20 protein-coding genes are annotated in these 24,515 nt (G+C 47.4%); 5 read left to right on the forward strand and 15 right to left on the reverse strand.

Annotation, left to right across the window (positions count from 1 at the left end; all coding sequences use genetic code 11):
- Positions 1-123: 123 nt before the first annotated feature.
- The gene (locus QM657_RS10200) at positions 124-630 is read left to right on the forward strand and encodes an ECF transporter S component (protein ID WP_415066533.1); all 507 of its coding nucleotides are present in this window, start codon (positions 124-126) and stop codon (positions 628-630) included.
- On the opposite strand, the gene QM657_RS10205 is transcribed toward QM657_RS10200, so the two are convergent.
- The 10 genes from QM657_RS10205 to QM657_RS10250 form a co-directional block, all read right to left on the reverse strand.
- The gene (locus QM657_RS10205; RefSeq protein ID WP_415066534.1) at positions 614-1,501 is read right to left on the reverse strand and encodes a ribokinase; all 888 of its coding nucleotides are present in this window, start codon (positions 1,499-1,501) and stop codon (positions 614-616) included. The two genes, QM657_RS10200 and QM657_RS10205, sit on opposite strands and share 17 nt — an antisense overlap.
- Positions 1,498-2,529 (reverse strand): LacI family DNA-binding transcriptional regulator, encoded by a 1,032-nt coding sequence (locus QM657_RS10210; RefSeq protein ID WP_415066535.1) that lies wholly within the window; start codon positions 2,527-2,529, stop codon positions 1,498-1,500. Before QM657_RS10210 ends, QM657_RS10205 begins: the two co-directional genes overlap by 4 nt.
- Positions 2,513-3,688, reverse strand: coding sequence for a M20 family metallopeptidase (locus QM657_RS10215; protein WP_415066536.1), 1,176 nt, complete (start codon positions 3,686-3,688; stop codon positions 2,513-2,515). Before QM657_RS10215 ends, QM657_RS10210 begins: the two co-directional genes overlap by 17 nt.
- A 10-nt stretch (positions 3,689-3,698) precedes the next feature.
- Positions 3,699-4,445, reverse strand: a complete 747-nt coding sequence (locus QM657_RS10220; RefSeq protein WP_415066537.1) for a glutamine amidotransferase — start codon at positions 4,443-4,445, stop codon at positions 3,699-3,701.
- Entirely contained in the window at positions 4,438-5,721 is a 1,284-nt protein-coding gene (locus QM657_RS10225) for a M20 family metallopeptidase (RefSeq protein ID WP_415066538.1), read from the reverse strand. The genes QM657_RS10220 and QM657_RS10225 overlap by 8 nt, the downstream gene beginning before the upstream one ends.
- Positions 5,722-5,726: 5 nt before the next feature.
- The gene (locus tag QM657_RS10230) at positions 5,727-6,665 is read right to left on the reverse strand and encodes a nucleoside hydrolase (protein ID WP_415066539.1); all 939 of its coding nucleotides are present in this window, start codon (positions 6,663-6,665) and stop codon (positions 5,727-5,729) included.
- Positions 6,666-6,680: 15 nt separating this feature from the next.
- On the reverse strand, positions 6,681-7,613 hold the full coding sequence (locus QM657_RS10235; protein WP_415066540.1) for an ABC transporter permease: 933 nt from the start codon (positions 7,611-7,613) through the stop codon (positions 6,681-6,683).
- 14 nt (positions 7,614-7,627) lie between these two features.
- A complete protein-coding gene (locus tag QM657_RS10240) occupies positions 7,628-8,659 on the reverse strand; it encodes an ABC transporter permease (RefSeq protein WP_415066541.1) in 1,032 nt (343 codons plus the stop codon).
- Positions 8,656-10,173, reverse strand: coding sequence for an ABC transporter ATP-binding protein (locus QM657_RS10245; protein WP_415066559.1), 1,518 nt, complete (start codon positions 10,171-10,173; stop codon positions 8,656-8,658). Before QM657_RS10245 ends, QM657_RS10240 begins: the two co-directional genes overlap by 4 nt.
- Before the next feature lie 134 nt (positions 10,174-10,307).
- A complete protein-coding gene (locus QM657_RS10250) occupies positions 10,308-11,420 on the reverse strand; it encodes a BMP family lipoprotein (protein WP_415066542.1) in 1,113 nt (370 codons plus the stop codon).
- A 312-nt stretch (positions 11,421-11,732) separates the two neighbouring features.
- On the opposite strand from QM657_RS10250, the gene QM657_RS10255 reads away from it, so the two are divergent.
- The 4 genes from QM657_RS10255 to QM657_RS10270 all read left to right on the forward strand — a co-directional run bounded on the left by QM657_RS10255 (position 11,733) and on the right by QM657_RS10270 (position 16,446).
- Positions 11,733-13,631: a PfkB family carbohydrate kinase gene (locus QM657_RS10255; protein ID WP_415066543.1), complete on the forward strand. Its 1,899-nt coding sequence runs from the start codon at positions 11,733-11,735 to the stop codon at positions 13,629-13,631.
- Between the two features lie 243 nt (positions 13,632-13,874).
- Entirely contained in the window at positions 13,875-15,290 is a 1,416-nt protein-coding gene (locus QM657_RS10260; RefSeq protein WP_415066544.1) for a cell wall-binding protein, read from the forward strand.
- A gap of 228 nt (positions 15,291-15,518) precedes the next feature.
- Entirely contained in the window at positions 15,519-15,902 is a 384-nt protein-coding gene (locus QM657_RS10265; RefSeq protein WP_415066545.1) for a Fur family transcriptional regulator, read from the forward strand.
- Positions 15,903-15,969: 67 nt separating this feature from the next.
- Positions 15,970-16,446, forward strand: coding sequence for a 6-pyruvoyl trahydropterin synthase family protein (locus QM657_RS10270; protein WP_415066546.1), 477 nt, complete (start codon positions 15,970-15,972; stop codon positions 16,444-16,446).
- A gap of 111 nt (positions 16,447-16,557) precedes the next feature.
- Here the strand turns inward: QM657_RS10270 and QM657_RS10275 are convergent, their stop codons facing one another.
- The 5 genes from QM657_RS10275 to QM657_RS10295 all read right to left on the reverse strand — a co-directional run.
- Positions 16,558-18,393: a methyl-accepting chemotaxis protein gene (locus tag QM657_RS10275; protein ID WP_415066547.1), complete on the reverse strand. Its 1,836-nt coding sequence runs from the start codon at positions 18,391-18,393 to the stop codon at positions 16,558-16,560.
- A gap of 40 nt (positions 18,394-18,433) precedes the next feature.
- Positions 18,434-18,928 (reverse strand): chemotaxis protein CheW, encoded by a 495-nt coding sequence (locus QM657_RS10280; RefSeq protein ID WP_415066548.1) that lies wholly within the window; start codon positions 18,926-18,928, stop codon positions 18,434-18,436.
- Positions 18,929-19,020: 92 nt separating this feature from the next.
- Complete coding sequence (locus tag QM657_RS10285) at positions 19,021-20,604, reverse strand: HD domain-containing phosphohydrolase (protein ID WP_415066549.1); 1,584 nt, start codon at positions 20,602-20,604, stop codon at positions 19,021-19,023.
- Positions 20,585-23,077 carry an ATP-binding protein gene (locus QM657_RS10290; RefSeq protein ID WP_415066550.1) on the reverse strand — a complete coding sequence of 831 codons (2,493 nt, stop codon included), beginning with the start codon at positions 23,075-23,077 and terminating at the stop codon, positions 20,585-20,587. Before QM657_RS10290 ends, QM657_RS10285 begins: the two co-directional genes overlap by 20 nt.
- A 33-nt stretch (positions 23,078-23,110) precedes the next feature.
- A partial coding sequence (locus QM657_RS10295) for a methyl-accepting chemotaxis protein (protein WP_415066552.1) occupies positions 23,111-24,515 on the reverse strand: 1,405 nt, incomplete at its 5' end.

Consider the following 24,515-nt stretch of genomic DNA (forward strand, 5'->3'; position numbering starts at 1 on the left):
GAATAGAATACTCTCTTAAACTGGTATGTATAAATTTTATCAAATTGGATATTTAAAAAGTACCAGTATCCCTATATCATAGAGTTAAACAAACTATAGATGGCCTATGAGAAAGGGAAAGATATGAACAGCAGCAGAACAAAAAAAATCGTTTTCAGCGCCTTAATGGCATCACTCACCGCAGCAGCCACCATGATCATACACATCCCTTCCCCATTCAGCGGTTATATTCATCTGGGGGATGGGCTGGTGCTGTTAAGCGGCATACTCTTGGGACCCATGGCCGGAGCGGCAGCAGGGGGAATTGGCTCTATGATGGCGGACTTGCTGTCCGGCTACGCTTTTTATGCGCCGGCTACCTTAATTATCAAAGGGCTGGCGGCATTTTCAGGCGGATATCTGTATAAACGTCTTCGTACGCTGCCTTTTCTGGCTGCCGGAGCAGTGTGCAGTGCAGTCGTCACAGGCGGCTATTTCGCCTTTGAGCTTGCGGTGTACGGCTGGCCTGCCGCCTCTTCCAATGTTCCCTTTAATCTGGTGCAGAATCTGTTCAGCCTGATTTCGGCCGGCGTTCTGCTTCCCGTTCTTTTGCGGGTCCGTGAGATCAGGGAATTCAGCCGTTCTTCATAACCTCATCCCTCATGGGAATGGAAGGTGCGGCCCCTGCCCTGGACACGGCGATGGAAGCGGCCTTTGCCGCATGGTCCAAAGCCTGCTCAGGGGCTTCTCCCAAAGCGAGCCCTCCTATAAAGTAACCGGTAAAGGTGTCCCCTGCCCCGGTGGTATCCACCACCTGTACGGGATAGATCGCCTGTTTTATGACGTGACCGCCGTCTTTGTACAGAGAACCGTCCTGGCCCAATGTCAAAAGAATCTTTGCTTTGGGGAATTTTTCAGCCAGCTGATTTAACAGTTCTTCGCCGCTTCCGGACTTCTGGCAGATATCGCCTGCTTCAATCTCATTTAACATGAAAAATTCCACGCAGTGAAGGGGATAGGTCCATATCCTGCTGTTCATGGGGGAGGGGTTCAATACGATCCTCATCCCTTTTTTATATGCCTCTTCCATGATATATCCCACTTCATTGATCTCATTTTGAAGAATGAGAAAATCACCTTCATCAAACTCACTTAAAACATGATCCACATGATCCCTTGTGATTTCCTGATTGGCTCCCCCATACAAAAGAATGCCGTTCTGTCCTTTGGGATTTTTCTGTATGATGGCATGTCCTGTCTTATGTTTCAGCCGCTTAATATTTCTCGTATCCACGTCAAAACGCTCCAGCTCTTCGGTCAGGATTCCTCCATCCATCTCTCCCACTGCTCCTGCGTGCCAGACATTAACGCCGCTCTTACTCAGCGCCAGAGACTGGTTTAAGCCTTTTCCTCCGCAAAATGTCTCCAGAGAATCCGAGGATACAGTCTCCCCTTCCCTGACGAAATGATCCACCTGGTAAACATAATCAATATTCAGAGAACCAAAATTCAATATTTTCATACACTCCACTCCTGTCCGACTCCCACGGTACTGCTTCTTATGATCAATTCCGGCTCAAATACCGTATGGCTTTTTTCCGCCTTTTTCCCCTTGATCTGGGAAATCAACTGCTTTACAGACTCCACTCCCATTTCATATACAGGCTGTCTGACTGTTGTTAAGGGAACTGCCATCATTTCCGCATAAAGAGCGTCATCGTAACCTACCACCGAGATATCCCCCGGCACCATCTTGCGATATCCGGCCAACTGCCTGCACACGCCAAAGGCAGAAAGATCGTTGCAGGCAAATATGGCCGTAAATTGGTGCTCCATCAGCGCCGTGACGGCACGGGCGCCGCATTCCATGGTATAATCGCCTTCATAGACTAAATTTTCATCAAAAGGAATGTGAAATTCCCGGAGGGCGCGGGCATATCCTTTTAATCTTCTGGCTGAATCCGCCAGATTTTGGGGCCCTGTAACACAAGCGATCCGCTTATGTCCAAGCTCCGCCAAATGTCTGGCTGCCAGATATCCTCCCATTTCATGATCCAGGATCACTTCAGAGCAGTCCGTCTCCGTAAGAAAACGGTCCAGAAGCACAAAAGGCATCTGAAGCTGTTCCAGAAGACGGACTGATTTCCTGCCTGCTGCCTCATCGCATTTCCTGGACATGACATAGATGATTCCTCCCACCCCCTGATCAGCCAGAAGGTGGATGTATTCTATATCTCTTTCGTGAAGATCGTTGGTGTTGCACAGGATCAGGGTCTTTCCGTACTGCCTGCAGCACTCCTCAATTCCCTTCACCATATGAGCGTAAAAAACGTTTCCAATGTCAGGAATAATCAGACCTATGGTTTTGCTTCTCTTTTTAACCAGGCTGACCGCCAACTGATTGGGCCTGTAATTCAGCTTTCCGGCAGATTCCATAATCCGCTTTTTTGTTTCATCCGGTATTTTATAGGCTTTCCCGTTCAATACCAGAGAAACCGTAGTCACTGAAAGTCCCGTATCATTAGCAATATCCTTAATTGTCGCTCTCATCCTCAATCCTCACTGCTGTCATATTTGCCAATACCCGCACTGCATTGAAATAATTCTCAAGCGATACGCATTCATTGGGCTTGTGTGCCATATCCGCCGAGCCCGGACCGAATAAGACGGTGGTGAGCCCTTCTCTTCCTTCCGCCAGGATAGAAGCGTCGGTAAAATACGATATCCCGGAATAAGCCTCCCGGATTCCGACGGCCTCCATGCTCTTTACCAGCCTGGAAACTCCCGCAAAAGCCCGGTCTGCCTCGATGCTGATTCGGTGATTTTTAATCCGGACAGTCAGACCTGGGATTCCTCCGTGCCTTTTGCTGATGTCCTCAAATACGGTCTGCAATTGGCTGAGAATCTCTTCCCTGGTGAGCCCCGGCACAGTCCGGATGTCCATCAGCACAGTGCACAGATCCGGCGTCATATTGGGCTGTATTCCGCCCTGTATTTCCGTAATCTGAGCGGTGGCATTTCCCAATACGGGATGGCCGTGGCGGCAGATCCAGTCTCCCAGACTCTTTGCCGCTTCGTAAGCACAGGTGATCGCATTGCAGCCTTCCTGCGGATAGGCGCCATGACTGGTCTTTCCTCTTACCTCCAGCTCCAGCCAGATGCAGCCCTTTTGGGCGATGCCCACTGTACAGCCCGTAGGCTCTCCGATCAGCAGAGTCTTCGCATCCATCATGTGTCCGCCGGAAATAACGGCCCTTGCCCCGGCTCCTCCCCGCTCTTCATCGCAGGTTCCCAGAAACTGAATGGAGGTTTCCGGCTTTTTCCCGGACTCTCCCAGCCTTCCAAGAACGTATACCATGGCGGCCAGACCGCTTTTCATATCGCTGGCTCCCCGGCCAAAGAGAAATCCGTTTTCTATGACCGGAGTCCATGGGTCGGTGTTCCAGCTATCCAGCTCGCCGTAATCCACAGTGTCTAAATGGCCGTTCCAGATCATGCCCTTATCGGTGTTCTCTCCCGGAATCAGGGCGATGACGTTTCCTCTTCCTTCGCCTATATCCTGGACAAAGGTTTCAATTTTGCGGCTGCTCAAGTACCGGCAGATATATTCCGCAGCCGGTATTTCTCCGTCTTTTCCGTTGACAGTCCTGATTTCCATCAAATCCTGCAAAAGCTGCACTGCTTCCTGTTCCCAGCCCTTTTTTTCCATCTTAAATCCTCTATTCTTCCGTCAGCCAGTCAAGGATTCCCTTCCAAAGCTGATCGTAATATTCCCACTCGCAAAACTCCGGGGGAGCCCAGTGAGGAGCACAGTCTGTGGCAAATGCCGCACTTCTGCCTTTTCCATAGGTGCCGAAAGCGAGGAATGGGTCCCCTTCTACGGTAACAGGTACCGCGGCTTCCGGTTTTGCTATTATCTTATTATATCCCAGCACTTCCGGCCAGTCTGCCGGTATTCCGGATATGGCCGGATGAGCCTCTTTCACAACAGGCTTTACTCCGTCGCAGTGTTCCATTCTGTCATCTACAGTCAGAACTTCCACCGGAAGAACCTCCTGAACAGCCGTATCATGCCATTTTCCTTTTGCATCCACACCGGAAAATGTCAGATACCCTCCGATCATCAAAAGAGCGCCTCCATACAGAACATAGTCCCGGATCAGCTTGCAGCGGTCAGGCATCTTCTTGCTGTGAGTGAAGGTAGCGCCCGGCAGCAGCAGGGTATTGGCTCCGATATCGGACAGAATAACGCCATCATACTGCTTTAATTCTTCCATAGTGAAGGGAAACTCTTCCGTAGCCAGATGGTTCGGAAGGAAGGTCACCTCGTAGCCGGCATTTTCCAGCGCTTTTTTCAGCCATTTTTCTCCGGTCTCATAGGTAGAGGTATAAAAAGAATCAAACCCCTTCACATGTGTAGTATAACTCATCCAGGATTCTCCTGCCAGTAATATTTTCTTATTCATCTGCTTTATCTTCCTTTCCCCACTCTAAAATTAATTGTGCATAAATATGAATTGTTTCAATATAATCTTTAATTGAAATATGTTCATTGATGGCATGGCACTGCTCTAAGTCTCCGGGGCCGAACTGAACAGTCGGGCAGCCGGCTATATTTCTCCAAAGCCTGGAATCGCAGCCTGCCGGGGAGCCCTTGATCACCACCGGTTTCCCCTCCGCATTTTCAAAGGCCCGTTTAAAGCTTTCCACAAAGGGGCCTCCCTCCATTTCAAAAGGACCTCCCGCCTGATAAATGCTGATTTCCGGCATATGCTCTCTCAGCCATAAATCACTTTCTGCAAAACGCCTGATCTCGTCTGTGACCTCAGAAACCACCTGATCGTGGCTCATCTGGCCCGGCAGATAGTGAATGCACATTTCAAATTCACAGTCTCCGGCAACGGTAGACCCTGCGCAGCCTCCATGAATGGTCCCGACATTTAAATTCGGGGCCGGAAGGAGGGGATGCTTATAGGTGAGCAGCCATCGATGTTCCAGCTCGTTAAGCCGTTCCATGATCTTTACCGCCTTTTCAATGGCGCTGACTCCCAGCCACTTCGCGCCGGAGTGATTGGATTTTCCGGTGATCTTCACCTTCATAAATACGAATCCCATATGAGCCAGAATCAGCTCTCTTGAAGTGGGCTCGCAGACCACCACTCCGTCCGCCCTTTTTCCCCTCATGACCGCCTGAATGGAGCCGTTTCCTCCGCCCTCTTCATCACACACGGAGCAGATATGAACATCAAGAGGAAGCGGAATTTTCGCATCCTTTAAAAGCTTGACCGCCATGACGGAAGCCATGAGCCCGCCCTTCATATCCGCAGCGCCCAGGCCGTAGAGTCTGCCGTCTTCGATTCTGGGAGTATGGGGAGAAGAGGTCCATAAGGATTCATCCCCCGGAGGCATGGTATCCATATGCCCGTTAAACATCAGGCTCCTGCTTTTTTGTCCCTTAAAAACGCCATACACATTATAGCGGCCATCATAGTCATGGCCTGGATTGCCTTCCTTATATTTCTCTATGGATTCTGTGATGGTCTCTTCTGTCATCTGGTCCCGTTCGATCTCATCTACTCCCATTGCCTCCAGCAGCCGGATGAGGTAATCCTGTCCTTCTTTTTCTCTTCCGCCGGCAATGCCATGGCCTAAATCCTGGGTATCGATAGCGATCAGTTCCGATAAATACTTAATATACTCTTCCTTATTTTTCTCCAGCACTTCCCTTAACTTTTCCATCATTCACCTCATGAGCCGTAAGCCCGGATTCCCTCTTCAATGATATCCCAGAAACGTTCCACATCAATATCAATCGCCACATCAGCATTGGCCTCTCTGTGGCTGTAGCCGAAAAAGTCACAGTTGGTCCTTCCATAGCTCTGTACGCTCCTGATATCCACCTCCGTGTGCATGGGCTTTGTCACCAGAAGCTCAGGGTCCAGAATGGAAGCGATGGTCACCGGGTCGTGGAGAGGACCTCCCTCCCAGCCGAACACCTCTTTCTGGGTCTTGTTAAAATGTGCCATAAGGTCTGTAAACAGCCCTGCTGCCCTGGTGCCGACAGCTCCCATACGCTCTACGATCTGAGGATAACAGAGCACCTTTCTGGTCACGTCAAGCCCTACCATGGTGATGGGACAGCCGCTGGTAAATACCACGTGAGCGGCATCCGCATCGGCTATGATGTTAAACTCAGCCGCAGGAGTCACATTTCCCAACTGATAGCAGCCTCCCATGAGGACAATTCTCTTTATCTTCGGTATGATGCGGGGCTCCATCCTCATAGCCATGGCAATATTGGTCAAGGGGCCTGTAGGCACCAGAATAATATCCCCCTCCGATTCCATCAGGGTGCGGACCAGAAACAGCACTCCGTGTTCCGGTTCTTCCTTTCTCGTCAGCGGCTCAAAAACCGGGCCGTCAAGGCCGCTTTCCCCATGGATATCCCCTGCAAGCATCTGCTTATCCCGGATCATGGGCTGTCCGCAGCCTGCATAGACCGGGATATCAAGCCCCAGATGCTGGCAGACATGCAAAGCATTTCTTGTGGTTTTTTCAAGAGACTGGTTTCCCGCCACCACAGTGATACCCAGCACCTCGATCCCGCTGTTTTTTCCTGCCAGCAGTATATTCACCGCATCATCATGTCCCGGATCACAGTCCAGGATGACCTTTTGTTTTTCCATCGATCATTCTCCTTTTCAGACCTTTGTCAATGCGCTCTTTTTCTTATTTTCCCTGGCCAGCTTGGAAGCCATGGAAACAGCCAGTGTGACGATGGTCACCACATAAGGCATTAAAAGCACCAATTGGGACGGCACTCCATACGCCTGAAGCCTGGCTCCTATGGAATCTGTAAAACCGAATACCAGACAGCCGACTGCGGTTAAAATGGGGTGAGCGCCTCCGAAATACATGGCTGCCACGCCCATAAAACCTCTGGCATTGGTCATGTTCTCCACGAACATTTTGCTGTAGCCCAAGGATAAATGCGCTCCTGCCAGACCGCCGATCAAGCCGGAAATGGCAATGGCCCGGTACTTCATGGCGTTTACATTGATTCCCGCCGTCTGTGCGGCCATGGGAAACTGGCCTACCGCCCTCAAACGAAGCCCCCAGACTGTTTTGTAAAATACGAACCAGATCAGAATAATCAGCACAATGACAAACCACTCGGTAATACACCAGTTGTCAAAAATCTCTTTCAAAAACGGAACCTTTGCCAGGAAAGGAAGGCTGACTCTTGGGATGGCAATAATCCCCGGCTCTGAAAATGTGCCGCTCTTTCCTAAAACGCTGTTTAATAAAAACTTGGTGATTGCCAGCGCAAATAAATTGATTCCCATTCCGATGGCACATATCTCCGCTTTATAACGGATATGGCCCACTGCCATGATCATCGCCATAATCAGTCCTGCAATCATGGCAACGGCTACTCCCAGAACCCAGCTTCCGGTCAGATAACTGACTGCCACCGCTGCAAATGCGCCGGTCAGCATGATTCCTTCCGTTCCGATATTTAAAATATCCGCCTGCTGGGTGATGGCTGCACACAACGCCGCATAAATAATAGGCGTGGCAGAACGAAAGGTTGCATATATCAAGGACACACTGAAAACTTTGCTAAAATCCATAGTCCTGCCTCCTCCTATTTGCTCTTTTCCTTTTTACTTTTCTTATCCTTAAACTGAAACAGCAGCTCCATGGTCGCTACGATAATGAAAACTGCGGTTATGGTATCTACAATAGATCTGGGTACGCCGGTGCTCTGCTGCATCCCCAAGGCTCCTGATCTTAACACCGCCAGGAAGAAGGACACAAAGGGAGCAAAGATCATATTGTTTTTCACGATCAGAGAAGCCAGCATTCCGTTGGAGCCAAGGCCTGCGGCAAAGTTATTGAGGAAATAGCCGTGTACTCCCAATACCTCGATGCACCCGGCCATGCCGCCCAATGCTCCGCTCAGCATCATGGACTGAATAAATATCTTTTTCGGGCTGATTCCCACATACTCCGCATGGGCCGGATTCGTTCCCACGGTTTTTATCTTATAGCCAAAGGTGGTCTTATTTAAGACCCAGATTATAAGCACCACGGTAATGACAGCAATGAAAAGTCCTACGTTGGCGCTGCTTGGCTTCATAAACTGGAACAAATTCACCGTTACGGGCAGGGACTGGGCATTGGCCACGCCTGCACTCATGGGGCCGCTGACCAGATAAGAGGTTATGTAAAGGGCCACACTGTTCATGAGAATGGTCACGCAGACCTCGCTCACCCGGTAATAGGCCTTTAAAACGGCTGGAATCAGCGCCCACAAAGATGCCACTGCCATGGCCCCCAGAAAGCAGACCACTAAAAGGACGGGCTTTGGAAGAAAGGTCCAGTTGATTCCGATATAGGCGGCGGTAATTCCTCCCAGAAATACCTCGCCCTCCACTCCTACGTTAAACGCTCCCGCTTTTGCCGCTACGGCAAAGGCGCAGGAGGTGAGAAGGAGAGGCGTGAAGCTGGCCAAGGTAGCGCCTACCTTAAGCTTTCCGTTAAATGCTCCCTTTAGCAGGGCCATATAGGCTTCTATGGGGTTTTCTCCGATAAAGAGGATGAACAGGGCCCCGATAGCCAGTGCAAGGAGCATGGTGAGCAAAATCTTCTGTATACTTTTTACCGCTGCATTCATGTTGTGCCTCCCCTCTCCTCGGCCGGCTCAGTTCCGCCCATCATCAGCAGTCCTAAATTGTCTTCATTTGCTTCCTCCGCTTTCAGCCTTCCGGTTATCCTGCCTTCGTGCATGACCACGATCCGGTCTGAAAGGGACAGTATTTCCTCCAAATCCGCGGAGACCAGCAAAACTCCCAGGCCTTTGGATTTGACTTCCTGTAATATTTTCCGTATGGACTCAATGGCTCCGATGTCAACGCCTCTGGTGGGCTGGGATGCGACCAGCAGCTTTCCGCCGATGGAAACCTCTCTCGCGACCACCACCTTCTGCGCATTTCCGCCTGATAAGGACTGGGTGGATATCTCCGGGTCCCTGGGGCGGATGTCAAATATCTCAGACAGCTTTTTGGCGTAATCCAGGCTTTCCTTATCGTTGAGCACCATGCCCCGGCAAAATGGGGGCTCCCCCGCCTGAACGGCGATGATATTGTCCTTGATGCTCATGGCACGGTTTAAGCCTCTTGTATTGCGGTCCTCCGGGATGTGGGACAGACCGGCCTTTCTGATCTGCCTGGGGCTTAAACTTGTGATATCTTTTCCTCCTAAGAGCACGGTTCCTTTTTCCACCGGGCGCAGTCCTGTGACCGCTTCGATCAGCTCACTCTGCCCGTTTCCGTCGATTCCTGCAATGCCCACGATTTCCCCTTCACGGACATCCAAGGATACGCCGCGGATTTTGGAAATCTCCTTTTCTCCGGAGACCCATACATCCTTCACTTCCAAAACCTTTTCCCCCGGCTTTGCCTGGGCTTTTTCGATATTTAAAAATACTTCCCTTCCGATCATCATCTTTGCCAGCTCAGCCGGAGAGGTTTCTTCCTTATTTACGCTTCCAATGTAATTTCCCTGGCGCATGACGCTGATGCGGTCTGAAATTTCCATGACCTCATTTAATTTATGGGATATGAACACCAGTGATTTTCCGTCTTTTCTTAAGTTCTCCAGAATCACAAAAAGCTGTCTGGCTTCCTGAGGTGTTAAAACTGCCGTTGGCTCATCCAGGATGATCACATTGGCCCCTCTGGTCAGGGTCTTGATGATCTCCACCCTCTGAGCCTCGCCCACGGAAATCTGGTTGATCTTTTTCCCAAGCTGGATATCCATTCCGTACTGGGTGACATACTGCTCCACCATACTTCTGGCCTTGTCAAAGTCAATGGTAATTCCCCGGCTGGGCTCAAATCCCAGAATAATGTTTTCCAGAACCGTCAGTTCATTGACCAGCATGAATTCCTGATGGACCATTCCGATCCCTTTTTCAATGGCAGTTTTAGGAGTGATGGCAGGAATTTGTTCTCCATTGATCCGGATGGCTCCTCCATCAATGGGATACATGCCGTAAAGCAGCTTCATCATGGTAGACTTTCCGGCTCCGTTCTCTCCGATCAGGGAATGAATCTCGCCCTTTTTTAAAGTGAACTGGCCGTTTTTTACTGCCTGGACATTTCCGAATGACTTTACAATGTCCTTCATTTCAATCACGTATTCGCTCAAACTTTCACCCTCTTTCTTATGGCAAAACTTTCACGTGCCTCTGATTGTAAAATGGTTTGGAAACCCCATGGGCATCAGGAGCTCCAAACCATTTTCCATTCTTTCAGGCTTTGTTATTTGTTTGTGCCAAAGCCGGCATAATTTTCTACCACGATTTCTCCTGAAGTAACTTTTGCTTCCAGTTCCTGTACTTTCTCTACGATGTCCTCAGGGAACTTATCTCCTAAATGCTCTCTCATAACGCTGAAATCGGTCAGGCCCACGCCTTTTTCCTTGATGGTCAGATAGGAAGTGGTGTTTCCTTTAAAGGTGTCTTCCACAACGGACTGGATTGCCAGATAACATGCTGTGTCTACGCGCTTTAACATGGAAGTCAGTATGCTTCCTGGCTGGTCATTATCCTGGTTTAAGTCCACGCCGATGGCGTATTTTCCGGCTTCCTTGGCTCCCTCTAAGATTCCAGGGCCTGTACCGGAGGCTACGTTCATGACGATATCGGCACCCTGGTCAAACTGTGCCAGAGTCAGCTCTTTGCCCTTTAACGGGTCATTCCATGTTCCTGCAAAGGACTGAAGAACCTTTACATCCGGGTCTATGTACTTGGCACCCTGCTCATATCCAACATAGAAATCATGAAGAACCGGAATGTCCATTCCGCCTACCCAGCCAATGATCTTTTCAGGGTTAACGCCTTCAATCTCTGTCTTCTGGGTGAACATGGCTGCTGCCGCACCTGCCAGGAAAGAGCCCTGGTTCTGTGCAAAGCTGATGGATACAATGTTGTCGCCTTCTACTGTGGTGTCAATGATGGCAAACTTCACATCAGGATAGTTGGCGCAGTGTTCTTTCATGTACTCCTCAAAGTTGGAAGAAGAACAGATAACCAGATCATAGCCTTCTTCGCAGGCTGATAAGAAATTGGACTCCCATTCCTCAGCCGTGGTTCCTTCCAGATTCTTGATTTCCACCCCGAAATCTGCTGCCGCCTTCTTCGCTCCTTCGTTACAGGAGTCATTGTAGGACTTGTCCCCTAAGTTGCCGGAATACACGATGCACACTCTTTTTGCGTCAGCAGCCTTTTCCCCCGCTGCCGTCTCTGATGCTGCCGCTGTTGTTCCGCCTGCCGCTTTCTCTGTCTCTTTGGCAGTGCCTGCCCCGCCTGAGCAGCCAGCCATGGATACAACCAGCGCTGCTGCCATCAGAATGCTTAAAAACCTCTTTTTCATCAAAAAACCTCCTTTAAAAATATTATTGAAAAAGGATATCATTCTACTTTTTCCTTTAGTAAAACGTTTTTCCTTTTCGTTTAAAAATAAAACAGCCTCTTAACCTGCGTTTCTTCTAACCACATGCTACCATCCTGCAAATGAGATGTCAAGTACTTTTGCATAAAAAAATACTTTATTAAATCATTTTCCTTATTAATTTTATTAGTATTTTTCATGTTGTTCATTGACAAATATATATTTCTGTTTCATAATTAACTAAATATCATTACCTTTTTGTCAAAATCATTAAATTCATAGGGAGAAATTCACATGACCATCAAGGAAATCGCCCGGCTGGCCGGTGTTTCAATATCCACTGTATCAAAAATAGTGAACAACAAAGACAGCAACATAAGCCCCGAAACGAGAAACCGGGTCCTTAAAATTGTAAAAGACTACCACTACACCCCTTACAGCGGGGTTAAAAATAATCCGGAATCAAAGACCTTTGTCTTCGGCCTCCTTCTCAAATCCCTTCGGAAAACCGGGAAGTTTATAGACGGGGCCCTGGCCGCAGCGCAGAAAAGCGGCTACAGCATTTTAATCTATGACAGCATGGAGAACTGGGAAAATGAGCTGAAAAACATCGCTTCTCTCTGCAAAAATCACGTGGATGGCGTCATTTGGGAACCGGTAAATAAAGACAGCCTGGAAAACAGGCATTATTTTGAAGAACAGGGCATAGAGGTCTGCTGCTTTAACAGCAGGGAGGACCCCCATTCCTATTCCATTGATTTTACAGCCATGGGGTATCATGGGGCAAAAACTCTGATTCAGTACGGCCACACAAAACTGGGCTGCCTCACAAAGCGGGACAGCCTGCGGTCAGAGATGGTGCTTGACGGGTTTAAAAGATGCCTGTTCGACCACAGCATCCCTTACAGCAGTTCCATGAGCCTTCCCGTTGAGTCGCAGGACTGGTACAGCGGCATATTGACCCACACTCCTACGGGAATCGTCAGCACCCATTACGCCTCTGCTCTCACACTCATGGAACATCTATCAAAGCTCCGGTTCCACGTTCCGTCGGATTTGTCCCTTATCAGCTTAAAGGACGATGCCCGCGAAACCGTCGCCTTTCCGGGCATCTCCAGCTTTCGGATTCCCTACTACGAGTTTGGGAACTTTGTCTGCAAGCGTCTGATAGAAAAATGCGAAAAGCGGGAAGAGGAAGCCTGTGCCTTTCACGTGGACTTTTCCCTGGAAAATACCGTAAGCCTTGACTCCCCCTTTGCTTCCCATGCCAAAAAGATCGTGGTGGTGGGAAGCCTTAACATTGACGTGAACCTAAACGTGGATGAGCTTCCCCAGCCGGGACGGACCGTGAGCACCAGCAGGCATTCCGTCATTCCGGGAGGAAAAGGAGCCAATCAGGCTGTGGGAGCTGCAAAGCTTGGAAATGAAGTTTCCCTGATCGGCAGGGTGGGAAACGATTACGATTCCAGCATGATTTACACCTGCATGGAGGAAAACCGGGTGGATGCCCAGGGGGTGAAACGGGATGCCCAGGCGGAAACAGGCAAAGCTTATATCCATGTGCAAAATGACGGGGAAAGCATGATCACCATTTTAACCGGAGCCAACCAGAACTTAATGCCGGAAGATATCACCTCCTGCGAGCGGGCCTTTGAGCATTCCGGCTACTGTCTTCTCCAGACAGAGGTTCCTGAATCCGCCGTGGAAACGGCTGCCGCACTGGCAAAGAAATACGGCGCAAAAAACATCTTAAAGCCTGCTGCCATGAAAGCCATCAGCCCCTCCCTCATGAAGCTGACCGATATATTCGTTCCAAACCAAAAGGAAGCCGAGCTGCTGTGCCCGGATATTCCGGATGTGGAAGGAAAAGCCGATGAATTTATCAGGCAGGGGGCTAAAACTGTGATCATCACCCTGGGGCACTGCGGCTGTTACGTAAAGGATTCCTCTTTTCAGGGATATTTACCCGCCTCCCCCTTCCCTTCTGTGGACACCACCGGAGCCGCCGATGCGTTCATTGCAGCGCTGGCCGCTTATTTGTCCTCCGGGTATTCCATGGAAGCATCGGCCAGAATCGCAGCATATGCCGCAGGCTTTTGCGTATCGAGGCAGGGAGTGATTCCGGCTCTCATTGACCGGAATTCCCTGGAAACGTATATCAGCAGAATGGAACCAAAGCTTCTGAGCCGGTGATGATTCTGCATATCCATATGCTCCCCTTATGGGGAGCATATTCCATTTCTTCCATCCTCATCCTGTCCTTCCAAATCGAGACAATATCATGACATTTTCCTTAAGTTCTCACCCATTTCTTACGCATTCTTACGCCTTTTTTACATCGCTTGACCCTGGACTTAGTCCATGGTTTATGATCATGCCATCAGCAAAAGCGCTGAACAATCAAACAGGATTTTCTCAACCGAAAGGAGAACAAGAATGAAAAAACAGAAACTGAAATGGCTGATTCCATGTGCTGCCGCTGTTTTTACAATAGGTGCTTCCATGACATCATTTGCGGCACAGGGCTGGGCTCAGGAAAATAATACCTGGGTGTACTACGATTCCAATGGGGATTTGACAACCGATGCATGGCGCAAGTCCGGAGACCACTGGTTTTACCTGGACGAGGACGGACAGATTGTTACCAGCAGCGTGGTGGAATCCGACGGAGATTATTATTATGTAAACTCACAAGGCGCCATGGTCACCAATGAGTGGAGAGCTATTGAGTCCGATTATGACGAAGAGGATGCCCCTGATGCATACTGGTATTACTTCGGAAGCAACGGTAAAGCTTACAAAGCTCCTTCCTCCGGAAAGACCACATTTAAATCCATCAAAATCGCAAGCGGAGAAACGAAAAATTACGCTTTTGATGAAGAAGGAAAAATGCTGTTCGGATGGGTGACGGAAGCATCCACAAGACTTACAGAAGATGATGCCTGGAAAGAAGGCGTTTATTACTGCGGAGATTCCTCAGACGGAGCCCAGATTAACGGCGCCTGGAAACTCATCGAAGCAGATGATGACAACAATACGAAAGACAACTTTGAAGGGGCTTACTGGTTCTATTTTGGAACAAACGGCAAAAAACTGAAAGAAACCACCAAGACCATCAACGGCTTAAAGTACCTCTTTGATGAAAACGGCGCTGCCCAGTCAGAATGGCAGGAAGGTGATACTGCTACCTCTTCTTCCGCTAAATACTACAACCTTCCGGAACAGTCCTGGCTTGCAAAAGGCTGGTTTAAGACCGTTCCAAGCGAAGACATTGATGCGGAAGCTCATGAAGACGGTACAGAATACTGGTTCTATGCTGTGAACAGCGGAGAACTGACAAAGAGCGAGATCAAATCCATCAATGGACTGCGTTACGGCTTCAATGAAAAGGGCGAAATGCTTCACGGCCTTTATAAACTGACCTTTGAAGACGGCAGAAAAATCGCCTCTGTTGAAGAAATCGAAACAGAAAGCGATCTTCCGGGAGCCGGTGATGCCGCAGAAGTTTACTACTTCGGCAACTCTCCAAAGGAAGGCGCAATGGTTACAGGCAAGACCACTCTTGAAATTGACGGCGAGACCTATACCTACAACTTCCGCAAAGCCGGAACCAACAGAGGAGCCGGTTACAACGCCATCTACGATGACAGCATCTATGTTCAGGGCAGACTGTTAAAGGCTGACAAGGACGAGAAGTACAAAGTAGTGGAATACGACGGAAAAGAATACTTAGTCGGCACCTCCGGAAAGCTTGCTAAGAATAAGAAGAACATCAAAGACGGTGATGAGAAATATTATGTGACCAACAGCGACGGTTCTATTAAGGAATCAGGATTCGAAAAATTCAACTAAGAATTGATTGAAACAGCAAAACAGCGGTGCGCTTTCCTCAAAAGCGCGCTGCTGTTTTTTATTGGAGGTATGATTACGTTGTATTAAATGTCCGGAGGGCTGTCCGGCATTACGGAGTAAAATAAAAGTACATTTATAGGCCTGTTATTTTCTTTTGGGGCTTGACATTTTCTTCCAGAATGTATATAATTAGAATTATTCTAATTAAAATTTTACAGAGGTATTGCCATGACAAAAAACGCCGCGATGATTTTAGATATCATTCAGAATTCCGAAAGTCATTTAACCGCCGAGCAGGTATATCTACATCTGAAAAATCGTGATGCGAAGCTTGTCCTGGCAACGGTTTATAACAATCTCAACTTACTATATAAAGAAGGGCGGATCAACAAGGTGTCTATAGAAGGCTATCCTGACAGATTTGACAAGGCAACGAAACACGATCATTTAGTCTGTAAATCCTGCGGGAAACTGTCTGATATCTGCCTGAATGATTTAACAGAGCAGCTAAAAGCTCAGTTGGATGTGCCCATTTTGGACTATGACTTAAAAATACACTATATTTGCCCGGATTGCAGACGGCAGCAATCCGCTTTACGAAACCAGCCGTAAATCAGACAGGTCACACAGCAGCCGGAAATGGCTGCTTGGACAATAAAATACTATAGGAGGGTTATTTATGCGTTCAATCACGAAATTAAACATCCAGTATGCACATCGTTTCTTGAATTATGAGGGCGAAGCACAGTATCTTCACGGCCATACCGGTCTGCTCACCATCGAGGTCGAGGGTGACGTAGATGCCAGAACAGGCTTTGTATATCCGTGTAACAGCATCAAACGGATTGCCTGGGATTTTCTGAAAAACTTTGACCATGCACTGATTTTACAGGAAGAAGATCCTCTTCTGCCGGGCCTCCTCAAGACTTATGAGGAACAGGGCATCCGCAACGGTTCTGAAACCAACACCATGGTTGGTCTGCCTTTCGAAAATGATCTGGCTAAAGCTTATCCGGAATGTCGTTTGGTTGTTGTCAAGAAAGTGGCTACCTGCGAAAATTTAATTGAAGTATTTTATAGTCTTTTAAAAGATAAAGTCAACATCAAAAAGATGACTTTTGCATCCGGCGACAACTGCGCTTCTGCAGAATTCTAATTTTGAATGATGCATGAAAAGCAAGGGTGGAAACCGATACCGGTTCCTGCCCTTGCTTTTTTGTATTCGTTTTTCTGGAAACTCTTTACTCTTTTTATTTCCTATTATCTTCTAATATTTTCCCAAGTCCATACTGCTGGTCCGGATTTGCTTCTTTACATCTGCATGGAGCAAAATCCCTTTCTCTTCGGGCACACCATCTGCTTCATCATAAGAATTTCCTTTTCCTTCCCACAGCTTAAATCTTCCGACTTCCTGCTGCAGTATATCAGCCTGTGCCGACATTTCTTCACTTGTGGCAGAATTTTCCTCTGCGGTGGCGGCATTCGTCTGTACCACTGCGGATATTTGGGAAAGCCCTTCCTTAATCTGATCAATCTCTCCGGTCTGCCTCTCGATCGACTGCTCAATCGCTCCAAAGCTTTCCGTCACCTCGTGAGCAACGCTGCCTATCTCTCTGAGTATCTGCGCCGTCTGATTTGCGATTTTCGTTCCCCGTTCAACCGTGGTAACGGAATTTCCAATGAGTTCTCCCGTCTGCCGGGCCGCTTCGCTCGACTTGGCAGCCAGACTCCGTACCTCATCAGCCACAACCGCAAAGCCTTTTCCGGCGGCCCCTGCACGTGCCGCTTCAATGGTAGCATTCAGGGCCAGAATATTGGTCTGGAATGCAATATCTTCAATTACTTTGGTGATATTTGCGATCTCTCCGGATGCAGAACCCACATCCTCCATGGCCTGGGTAAGCTGTTCCATATGCCTGTTCCCCTCTTTTGCGCTTTCATCCGACTGCCTTATGGATTTAGCCGCAGACTTAACCATGTCCGAGCTCCCATACGCCTGCTGTGCGATATGATCTACGGAAGCAGCCAGTCCCTCGATGGAAGCCGCCTGCTCGGTGGCTCCGCTTGCCAGCCCCTGGGCCCCGCAGGAAACCTGGTCGGAACCTGCTGCCACTTGGTCCGCTGCCGTATTGATATTGCGCAGCGTATCGCTGAGCTGATTTCGCATGGCCCGAAGGGAATCCATCAAAGGCCGGTAATCGCCCACGTAATAATTCTCCGCCTGGGTATCCACCGAAAAGTTTCCGTCAGCGAAGGCACCAAGGCCCATGGAGAGATCACTTATAATGGTTTTCAGCGTGTTGGACATCCTTCCCGAAGCCTCGGACAGCACACCGATTTCATCCTTTGAAGCGGTATCAATCTCCACATCCAGGTTACCCTGGGACAAATGGCTCATGGCTTTTACCACCGCTCCGATCCGTATGGACAGATTGCGGGCGATGAGGATTCCAACCAGCACTGCCGTCAATACACCAACCACGATGCAGATGACCATGATAATTTCAGCGATTTTTACCAACCGGTCATTTGCGACAATCTGATTTTCAGCATACGCATTGTTATACTCGATGAGGGCCTCGATTCCATTGTCCACCTCCACGCGGTAGGGTGCCACATCATCGTTTAAAAAGGCATAGGCTTCTGCCCTGCGCCCCGTATCCATTGCCAGACCGTTTACCAGTTCGCCGCGTTTTTCGCGGTAGGCTTCCAGCTCCCGCTCCAGTTCGCCTATCAAGGCCGCTTCTTTTTCAACTTCCGAAATATCGTACTTTATCAGTATTTCTTTGTAGCCCGTCACCGCTTCCTTTATAACATCTTCAATGAGAACCAGTTCATCCTGAATTTTCTTCTTTTCTTCCTGTGAGTCCGCCAGCAGAAGTTTATAAAGGTTGGCACGAATCCTCTGGTTGGCTGTACTGATTTCCTGGAGGTATTCCAGCGCTGCAGACGTGTCCTGATACGCAACCCGATAAGACGCTTCCACCCTTTCCATTCCGATGATTCCAACTCCTCCGATGATCCCGGCAATCACTGCCACGATCAAAAATCCTCCAATAATCTTCATACCTATCTTCAAGTTTTCAAACCAGTTTTTCATCATTCGAATCCTCCCAATTCCATCAAATAATTTTCTGCCAGAGTCACTCCTGCAGATTTACTTCCACCAGCTCATCGCCGTTTAATACCTTTTTGCAGTCCAGCAGCAGCGTGATTCTTCCTTCTGTTTTACCGATGCCTTTGATATAGCCATGGTCCCCTTTTTTTAAATCCGGCAAAGGGGAAATTTCCTCATCCTGTATCGTAAGAACCTCGTCTACACGGTCTACAATCAGGCCTATGGAAAAGTCATCTGTATTAAGCACTATAATACAGGTTCTCTCATCATAAGCCTTTTCTTCCCTTCCAAAGCGCTTCCGGACATCCATAATGGGAATGATCTTTCCTCTCAGATTCATAATTCCCTTCATATATTCCGGCATTTCCGGCACCTGTGTGATCGGTTTCATTCCAATGATTTCCGTAACATACCGGATATCCATGCCATACAAATCCCTTTCTCCAAGAGAAAAGGTTAAGTATTTTCCCTGCAATGTATCCTCCTGTTCAGATGTTTTTTCTAACTCCAGTTCCTGCATTTTTTCATACCTCCTTCTATTTCAACTGCTTATGCCCGCAATGCCTGATATACTGCCCCCTACAGAAATCGCAGGAGCACAAATCAGCCGTCTTACGGGCAAAGCAGCACCTCTTTCTCCATACCTCCGATGATATCAGAATAATTCTTCAAAAATGTCTCCGCCAAATTCCCATCAAAGTGCTTTCCTTTTTGCGATTCAATATATTCCAGTGCTTCCTCACACGTAGATGCTTCTTTATAAATTCGCTTATGGCACATCGCATCGTACACATCAATGATTGCAATCATTCTTCCCACCAAAGGAATCTCTTCCCCCTTTAAGTTCCTGGGATACCCCGTTCCATTATACCGTTCATGATGGGTCAGGGAGATTTCCGCGGCCAGCTTCATAATCTCCAGATTGGACTTTGATAAAACGTCACATCCGATTATCGTATGCTGCTTCATAATTTCAAATTCTTCTATGGTAAGTCTTCCGGGCTTTTTCAAAATGGTATCCGGAATCCCAATCTTCCCGATGTCATGCAGCACGCTTGCAAGCTTGATTTTTTCACACTCGCTATGAGGATATCCTATTATTTTTGCAAAATTATACATCATAACAGATACCCTTTCCACGTGTCCGCCCGTTTCCTCAAAATGCTTCTCTCCAAGTTCTCCCAGGGAGAATATGATTTCCTTCTGGGCATTGAAAATCATATTATTCAACAGATAATTATCCAGGGCCACGGAGTAGTTGGATAAGAAAAACTTTATTAATTCAAAATCGTATAAATCCTTTTCCCCTTCAATAAATATGTAATTATCCTTGACCCCAGCGGCATTATTGCGTATTACAAACCCATCTCCCACATAAGCCACCGGCTCATCTTTATTCTCTTCCTTTGTCATCCAGCTATAAATATCTTCTAATTCCTCTATCTTCCTAATATCTCTGCCAATGTGGGAGACATAGTTTCCCGTAGCAGCAACGATCACCGGTACGCTGCTCTGCTCCATCGTCACAAAGCCGTTGTTCTTCTCTTCCGCAAAATGATCCCTGATATACAGCATCCCTTCCGTCTCATGGTAAAAACCGGACAGATGATTCAAAATGCTGGTCAAAAAATCAGACAGGGTATTATGGGTAAACATATTGGCACTCGTCTCTATGATCTTTTCCAGTCCCTTGCGATAGCTCTCAATCTTCATAATATCGCGGTAATTTCGCAGCGCAGTAATGACAGTCGTCTTCAGTCTGCTGACAGTAAGGTCTGTTTTCAGACAATAATCATTAATATCGTATTCTCTGATCACCTGTTCTTCCGGGGCTTCTCCCGGCTGTCCTGTCCTGAGGACGATACGGGTCTTCCTGTTTTTTAAGGTATACCGCAGATAATCAATAATCTCCAGACCCGTATCATTTTTCTCCATAACCACATCCTGAAACAGCACTGCAATATCCGGATGCTCTTCAAATATCCTCACGGTTTCTTCCTTATTACGGGCATAGAAAAACTCCAGTCTATGATGTTCAAATAAAAAATCCCGCAATATCATTTTTGTAATGTGATATACTTCCGATTCGTCATCGGATATTAATATCTTATAACTCCCAGATTCCTGTCCCTGGCTTACGGGGTCTTCCTTTAGAAAGTCATACTCCAATTCAATCTCATTCCAGTCTTTCCTCATCTTCGTTTTCCTCCGTAACAATCGGTACTTTTATATAGAATACAACGCCGCTTCCCAAGGCGCTTTCGCAGGTTATTTTACCTCCCAGCTGTGCCGTTACAATGTTGTATATAATGCTGAGTCCCAGGCCGCTGCCTCCTCCGCTTCTGTTTGTTGTAAAAAACGGATCAAAAACTTTATCCATATTCTCAGCCGGAATTCCCCGGCCATTATCCGAATAACGCAAAATCATTTCTTTTTCCAAGGTATGAACCGTGATCTTAATCACTCCTTCCCTATCCCCAAATGCATGGATCAGGGAATTCATAATAAGATTGGTGAGAATCTGAGAATAAGCACCGGGATAACTGTATATTTTCCGCTTTTCCGCACATTCGATTATAAATTGCACCCCTCTGTTCTTATAAGCATGTTTTAAGTTGATCAGCAGGGTATTTAAAAAATCCTCCATATAAAAACCGACTTTTTCTTCGATGCTTTGATTTACCGCCATCTGTTTAAAGTTCTTGACCAGATCGGCAGCCTTTCTTAAATTATTATTTAAGATAAAAGAAGTTTCAGTCATGCTGTCCATGTATTTCATGAATTCAGATTTCGTCATCTGGCCATTCTGCAGCAGTTCATTTCCGTGATGATTCATATTCTCCATAAAGGAAGCGGCAGATACTGCCACGCCTAACGGTGTGTTGATTTCATGGGCAACACCGGATACCAGGCTCCCCAAAGACGCCATCTTCTCCATCTCCATGATTTCCTTCATGGCCTGGCTGAGTTCAGAGGTCTTTTCTGTCACAAGCTCTTCCAGCCTCTTTTTTTCCCTCTCATGAAGCTGTTTTATTTCTTTTTGCATTTTATCTAATTCAGTAATATCCGTTGTGCTACCAAGAATGCGAAGCAGCTCTCCCTCGGAGTTTAAAAGGGGAATGAAGTTGATGATGTAGACGTGGCGTTCTCCCTCCACATCCATGAACGTATAGGGAAAACTGATACATTCCTTTTCCTCCTTTATTTTCAGGAACATATGATCAAAATAATGGATGTCTTCTTCCTTGGCAAAAGCACTGCTAAAGTGTTTCCCTTTAAAGTGTTCTCTGCCCCGTCCCTTCATTTTCTCAAATACACGGTTGACTGAGAGAATATCTCCTTCCGGGGATAAGCTGAAAATCAAGTTATTGATATTTTCGATCAATGTACTGTATTCTTCTTCATTGTGCTTTATCCTCTCCACTGATTCTTTGAGTTTATCCGACATCTTATTAAAAGCGTTCATAAACTCAGCCGTTTCCTTGATCCACATCCTCTTTCCGGAAATATGGATGCCGTATTGTCCCTTGGATATCTCAGAAGCCGCAAGAACACCTTTTGATATGGGGCTGATAAAGGAACTGACCAGGATAAAACCGATGATACAGCCTAAAACAGTGATCCAAAATCCGAAAGCAATCAGAAAGTTCTGTTTGGCCTTCATATTTCCCATGAGTTCGGTTTCCGGCAAAAGAATTACCACCCTCCAATTGAGCCCTACAAGCTCCTTCATCTGGGATATGTATAAAAAGTTTTTTTCTTTTTCAATGTCGACATGTATCATTGTGTCCGGGAGCTCCCCCAGACCCTGTAAGTATCCGGCGCTTTCCCTGATCGGAAGCAGACTGCTTTCCAAAGCATTGACAAGCAGTTCCTCTTCCTGTCCGCCTTTTTTCGCCGTCTCCTCTTCCTCCCTTGACTGCACAATCAGATTCCAATCCTTGTCCACGATATAGATGAGCCCGTTGCTGCCTTCTAACTGCTTTGCCAGAAATCCATTTAATCCTGACATAGAAATATCATAACAAATCACACCTTGAAAGACATTTGCTCTATCATAGATGCGGGCCAATGCGGAAATCGTTGCCTGCTGCTTTTCATCAAAATTGACATAGACATCGGACCACTTTGCCTCCTGGGAGGATTTCGCCTGCCTGTACCACGGGCGGATTCTGGGGTCATAATCATCAAAATCCGCCAGAATCCCGGAGTCCGTCTCTTCTCCTTTATAGATAACAAGTTTTTCTTCCGTGCGTTCATCCTGCAGCATGAGATTATACGTATTGTCTGAATTCAAACGGATTCCCGAAAAGCGGCCCTCTTCATCCCCATAGGATATGGTAGCAATCTGAGGCAGGGAGAAGTCAAACGTGTTATAGAGGCTCTTTTGATATCGCTGTATTTCGTCCATATTCTCTGCTTTATAAAGTTCCTGGCCGGCAATATAATCAGCAGAGACTTCCGCAAGCCTGTAAGGCTCAAAAAGAAAAGCTTCCAGCCGGTCCTTTGTCAAAGTGCTCATAGCCTGGGCAATTCTTTCACTGTGCTTTTGGGCAAGACGTTCATAATCGTAATTCCACAGAATCGCAAAGGTGCTGACTACTATTAAAACAATCACCGTAAAAGGTATTACCACCGCCTGCCTAAGCCCTATCCTTCGTTTCATCATGGCTCCTGTCCGATCACTAATTTTTTATATTCGTTAACGGGTTTCGTCCCTTTTCACCTGCTTTAACAATCCATTGCTGACCTCATCTGCGATGTCAACGGATTCATTCATTCGTACCAGCCTGGAATACTGGCCTTCAATCGTTGCCAGAACTTCTTCGGTTGCCGCCGAATGTTCCGTGGAAATGCTCGCAATGTTTTCGATGTCAATTCCGATTTCCTTAAAATCTCCGCTGATGTTTTGAATCAATCCGATTTCCTCTGAAAGCCGGCTGTTGGTTTCTTCAAATACCGCCTTAATCTCCCTGTATTGGCTCACTACCTCCTTGATGGAACAGACGCCTTCCCTGGCAGCCTGATGCCCCTGTTCCACAATTCCTGCCACTTCTCTCGTCTTATCGGATACACCTCTGATAATCTTTTTTATGTCGTCTGAGGCCGCCTCACTCTGTTTTGCCAGATTCCTTATTTCGGATGCAACTACAGCAAATCCCTTTCCTGCTTCTCCCGCTCTTGCGCTTTCAATGGAGGCATTTAAAGACAAAAGATTGGTATGGGAGGAGATGTCCTGAATGACCGCCAGAAACTTCCGAATTACTTCCATCTGGTCTTCCAATTCTCTTACGGTTATTAACGCGGCCTGTATGGCCTGGTCAATGATCTCCATCTTTCCATCCATATCCGTCACTTTTATCCTGCCGGCCTCCACATTGCCGGCCATATCCTGAGCCTTCTGCGATAATTCTTCGGAAATTTCACTGGTCTTTTGAACATCTCCTGTAATGCGTGCAATCTTCTCATGGATATCATTGACGCTTTCCGTCTGTTCCTGCACGCCTGATGTAATATCCGTCATGGCGGCGGTAAGCTGATTGGCGGATTCCTTGGTTGAACGGATATTTCCTGTTATTTCTGACATAAGGCCGTTCATCTGAACCGTACTTTCCTCAATGGTATGAAAGGTTCCTTCCAACTGTTCCAGGGCCGAAGAAGCCGTTTTTTCTTTTTCAATGGCTGCCGCCAGAATATGCCCTCCCCACTTTGCGGAAAAATACAGAATCAGCATGGCACCGTTTATCATGATAAACAGGCTGATCACCATACTCCACGGGTCCTGCATGTCTCCCACCAGTTTTCCGGTATCATAAACAGCCACGGAAAAATAAAGCAAATTCAACACCCCTGCATATACCATCAACAGCCGATGATTAAAGTACAGCGCTGTCATGGTGATGCATATGAAAATCATATAATGTTTTACCAGGGTGTTTCCTTCCATGTAGAACAGGACCATAAGGGCAATTGAAGGCAGCAGCCCGAAAGAAAGCGCTTTGACCATATCCTTTAATGGCAGTGCAAATATAAGAATCAGAATAATGATAATCGGTAAGCTGGACTTAAAATTTCTAAAAGCTTTCCCGTAATCTCCCAGCAGAACT

Source organism: Lacrimispora sp. (assembly GCF_047605665.1).
In the GTDB taxonomy this organism is placed as follows: Bacteria; Bacillota; Clostridia; order Lachnospirales; family Lachnospiraceae; genus Lacrimispora.

Excerpts from the sequence above, each read along its gene's own strand:
- QM657_RS10250 (WP_415066542.1), bottom strand. The coding sequence starts at position 11,420 with ATGAAAAAGAGGTTTTTAAGCATTCTGATGGCAGCAGCGCTGGTTGTA.
- QM657_RS10235 (WP_415066540.1), bottom strand. The coding sequence starts at position 7,613 with ATGGATTTTAGCAAAGTTTTCAGTGTGTCCTTGATATATGCAACCTTT.
- QM657_RS10210 (WP_415066535.1), bottom strand. The coding sequence starts at position 2,529 with ATGAGAGCGACAATTAAGGATATTGCTAATGATACGGGACTTTCAGTG.
- QM657_RS10280 (WP_415066548.1), bottom strand. The coding sequence starts at position 18,928 with ATGCAGGAACTGGAGTTAGAAAAAACATCTGAACAGGAGGATACATTG.
- QM657_RS10225 (WP_415066538.1), bottom strand. The coding sequence starts at position 5,721 with ATGATGGAAAAGTTAAGGGAAGTGCTGGAGAAAAATAAGGAAGAGTAT.
- QM657_RS10260 (WP_415066544.1), top strand. The coding sequence starts at position 13,875 with ATGAAAAAACAGAAACTGAAATGGCTGATTCCATGTGCTGCCGCTGTT.
- QM657_RS10245 (WP_415066559.1), bottom strand. The coding sequence starts at position 10,173 with ATGAAGGACATTGTAAAGTCATTCGGAAATGTCCAGGCAGTAAAAAAC.
- QM657_RS10275 (WP_415066547.1), bottom strand. The coding sequence starts at position 18,393 with ATGATGAAAAACTGGTTTGAAAACTTGAAGATAGGTATGAAGATTATT.
- QM657_RS10255 (WP_415066543.1), top strand. The coding sequence starts at position 11,733 with ATGACCATCAAGGAAATCGCCCGGCTGGCCGGTGTTTCAATATCCACT.
- QM657_RS10285 (WP_415066549.1), bottom strand. The coding sequence starts at position 20,604 with ATGAGGAAAGACTGGAATGAGATTGAATTGGAGTATGACTTTCTAAAG.
- QM657_RS10205 (WP_415066534.1), bottom strand. The coding sequence starts at position 1,501 with ATGAAAATATTGAATTTTGGTTCTCTGAATATTGATTATGTTTACCAG.
- QM657_RS10220 (WP_415066537.1), bottom strand. The coding sequence starts at position 4,445 with ATGAATAAGAAAATATTACTGGCAGGAGAATCCTGGATGAGTTATACT.
- QM657_RS10270 (WP_415066546.1), top strand. The coding sequence starts at position 15,970 with ATGCGTTCAATCACGAAATTAAACATCCAGTATGCACATCGTTTCTTG.
- QM657_RS10290 (WP_415066550.1), bottom strand. The coding sequence starts at position 23,077 with ATGATGAAACGAAGGATAGGGCTTAGGCAGGCGGTGGTAATACCTTTT.
- QM657_RS10265 (WP_415066545.1), top strand. The coding sequence starts at position 15,519 with ATGACAAAAAACGCCGCGATGATTTTAGATATCATTCAGAATTCCGAA.
- QM657_RS10240 (WP_415066541.1), bottom strand. The coding sequence starts at position 8,659 with ATGAATGCAGCGGTAAAAAGTATACAGAAGATTTTGCTCACCATGCTC.
- QM657_RS10215 (WP_415066536.1), bottom strand. The coding sequence starts at position 3,688 with ATGGAAAAAAAGGGCTGGGAACAGGAAGCAGTGCAGCTTTTGCAGGAT.
- QM657_RS10200 (WP_415066533.1), top strand. The coding sequence starts at position 124 with ATGAACAGCAGCAGAACAAAAAAAATCGTTTTCAGCGCCTTAATGGCA.
- QM657_RS10230 (WP_415066539.1), bottom strand. The coding sequence starts at position 6,665 with ATGGAAAAACAAAAGGTCATCCTGGACTGTGATCCGGGACATGATGAT.